Annotated in this window: 3 protein-coding genes; 1 reads left to right on the top strand and 2 read right to left on the bottom strand. The window is 65.1% G+C overall.

Features of this window, described 5'->3' with window-relative positions; genetic code table 11:
- The coding region (locus WAN71_RS14570; RefSeq protein WP_422226011.1) for an SDR family NAD(P)-dependent oxidoreductase at positions 1-932 on the top strand (932 nt) is incomplete at its 5' end.
- Positions 933-966: 34 nt separating this feature from the next.
- On the opposite strand, the gene WAN71_RS14575 is transcribed toward WAN71_RS14570, so the two are convergent.
- Complete coding sequence (locus WAN71_RS14575) at positions 967-2,208, bottom strand: amidohydrolase family protein (RefSeq protein ID WP_422226012.1); 1,242 nt, start codon at positions 2,206-2,208, stop codon at positions 967-969.
- A 24-nt stretch (positions 2,209-2,232) separates the two neighbouring features.
- Positions 2,233-3,008 (bottom strand): class I SAM-dependent methyltransferase (locus tag WAN71_RS14580; RefSeq protein ID WP_422226013.1); only part of this gene is annotated, 776 nt, incomplete at its 5' end.

Genomic DNA, 3,008 nt, shown 5'->3' on the forward strand with positions numbered 1-3,008 from the left:
AGCCCGCCACCAAATCCGTGCTAATCACCGGAGCCAACAGCGGACTGGGTAAAGATGTCGCTCGCCAACTGGCGCTACGCGACGACTTCGGCGTGATTTACCTCGCGTGCCGCAACCCAGCTAAAGCGCGGGCCGCCGCGCAAGACTTGGTCGCGGTCACCGGCCGATCGATCTTCCGTGTGCTCAATATGGACATGCGCGACCTCGATTCGGTGCGCCGGGCGGTCCCGGCGATCGAGGCGCCCGTGGATGCTGTCGTGATGAATGCTGGCGGCATCGGAGGTCCGCGCCCGACGGCTTTGACATCCGAGGGGGCCACCGAGATCTTCGCCGCCAATGTGTTGGGCCACGTAGTGCTGTTGGAGGAGCTGCTTGCGGCCGGGGCGCTGGCCGAGGTAGCGGTGCTGACCGGCAGCGAAGCCGCACGAGGGGTCCCCAAGCTGCGTATTCCACGCCCTACCTTTGTCGACGGTTCGGTCGACGAGTTCGCCAGCGTGATAGACAGCAGTTTCTTCGGCGACCACAAACCCAACGCAAGGCTGGCCTACGGCCAGGTGAAATACCTGGGCGCCCTTTGGATGGCCGCGTTGGCGCGGCAACACTCCCGGTTGCGCTTCATCACGATGAGTCCCGGCAACACCGCAGGCACCCAGGCGCTGCGCGATCTCCCCGCGCCGATGCGCGTGCTGGCTCAACGTGTACTCATGCCCTACCTAGCCCCCGCCCTCGGGGTTGCGCACAAGCTCGAAGACGGCGCCCAACGGCTCCTCACGGCCGTCACCGATCCCACGCTGCGCAGCGGTGCTTTCTACGCAAGCAAGGCCTCCGCCCTTACCGGGCCCGTCATCGACCAGGCCGACATCATCTCCGAACTGCGTGACCACGTCCGACAAGACCACGTGGTCGAAGCCATCCACCGATTCCTTGTTTAAACAACGGCTTACCATCCGAAACCAGCTGGAGTTGTCATGGACAGGCCGGATCCTTGTAGATCACAGCGTCTTTCATGACGAAGTCCACCTGTCCGGTGACTTCGATGTCGGCGAAGGGATCGCCGGGCATAGCGATCAGATCGGCGATCTTGCCCTCGGCGATCACGCCGAGATCGTCGAGAAGCAGCAGTTCGGCGGCCACGCTGGTGGCCGCGCGCAAGGCGCGTAACGGCGTGATACCTGTGGACACCATCATCGGGAACTCACGCCAGTTGTCGTGGTGGGGAAACATTCCGGCGTCGGTTCCGAATGCGATCCGAACGTCGCTGGCGGCCAACCCCTCCGCTGCGTCCAATAGCGCGCCGCGGTACTTCTGCATTTTGCGGCGCGAGTGCTCCGGAAGAGCGGCCCACAGCGGGTCGTCCTCGCCGCGGCGGGCTCCGGACAAGATCGTGTATTGAGTCGGCACCATAAACACCCCGGCGTCCTGCATTATTTGCAGCGTCTGAGCCGATGCGAGGTTTCCGTGTTCGATGCTGCGTACTCCCGCTCGAACCGCGCGCTGGATACCCTCGTCCCCGTAACTGTGCGGGGTGACCGGGACTTCTAGGTCGCGGGCCGTCGCGACTAGGACGTCCATCTCCTCCTGGCTGTAGGTCGCGTGCCCGGGGTCGTCCGACGGTGAGGCGAAGCCGCCGGTAGCGGCGAACTTGATCCAGTCGGCACCGGCCCGGATCTGCTGCCTGACCCGGGTGCGGATCTCGTCGCCGCCGTCAGCCGCCGCCAACTCCAGCGGCCTGGAGCACCCTTGATATTCATCAGCGACCATTCCGCTGAAGTCGCCGTGGCCACCGCGCGCGGAAATCATGTGCGGTGCCACCACCATCCGCGGGCCGACGACGAGCCCGGCCGCCACCGCGTTGCGAAGGTCGATCGTGGGGTAATCGACGTCGCCGCAGCCCAAGTCACGCACCGTGGTGAACCCGTTCATCAGCAGGGCCCGCAGCACCGGCAACGACTTCAACGTCTTTGCGGTGCTCGAGTCGAGGGCCATCATCAGGCCCACCGGAGGGACCAACGTCACGTGTGTGTGGCAGTCGATGAAGCCCGGCGTCAGCGTGTGCCCGGAAAGATCCACCACCCGCCCGTCGGCCGGCGGGTCGATCGTGTCGGCTAGCTGCTGGATGCGATCGTCGACGACCAGCACCTGTTGCGGCGCTGCCTGTGCCGAGACCCCATCCCACACGTTCGCACCGTTAAGCAGCGTCGCGGCCATCGTCGCCACCTCCCTAGCGTCGGCTCAGAAGCGGTAGCGCAGGACCCGCGCCGTGCGAGCACCCGCCTTGGTCATCCCCATGAGTCGGGTCGACACACGGGCCCCGGCCGGATACAAGGCGACCTCCGGAGCGTGCGCCAAGCTGGCCTCCTCGACCAACGTCAGGCGTGGACTCCACGTCTCGGGCACGTGGGCGTCTTTGAAACCTCGATAGGCCCATTGGTTTCCGACGGCACGGAACACAACTTTCATGGCGAGCAGGCTCGAGCGGCTGACGCGTCCATAGTCGTTGAGAGCCAGTTCGCCGGACCGGAAATGGTCGGGAATGTGGCGGAACAGGTTGATGATCACCGACTCAGACAGAAACGCCAGCAAGCCGTCGGCGACCAGCATGGTGGGCCGGTCGGACGGGATCTGGTCGGTCCAAGCATTCTCGGCTAGCGATGCCGCCACCGAATATGCATGGTCGTCGGCGGGCACCAATTCATCGCGCAACGCGATGACGTTGGGCAGATCGACGTTGTACCAGTCCACCGTGGCCGGCGGCTCGACCCGCAGCATGGCGGTGTCCAGCCCCGCGCCGAGAGCCACAACGACGGCGTCGGGATGTTGGGAGATGAAACTGCGCGCCCGATCGTCGAGCATCTTGGCGCGCAGCGCGGTCTGGCGCACCGCACTAGATGGCACGCCCAAAGTTTGGAAGTCATAGTCGATCTTGGCCACGATCTCGTCGGCCAGCGTGTCGCCCAGTATCGGCCTGGGGCAACGGCTGTCGAGCGCGCGGGCGTACTGGGTTACGA

The organism is Mycobacterium sp., assembly GCF_049280035.1.
GTDB lineage: Bacteria > Actinomycetota > Actinomycetes > Mycobacteriales > Mycobacteriaceae > Mycobacterium.

What these genes read in the sequence shown, in the direction of transcription:
- WAN71_RS14575 (WP_422226012.1), bottom strand. Translation starts at nt 2,208, where the DNA reads ATGGCCGCGACGCTGCTTAACGGTGCGAACGTGTGGGATGGGGTCTCG.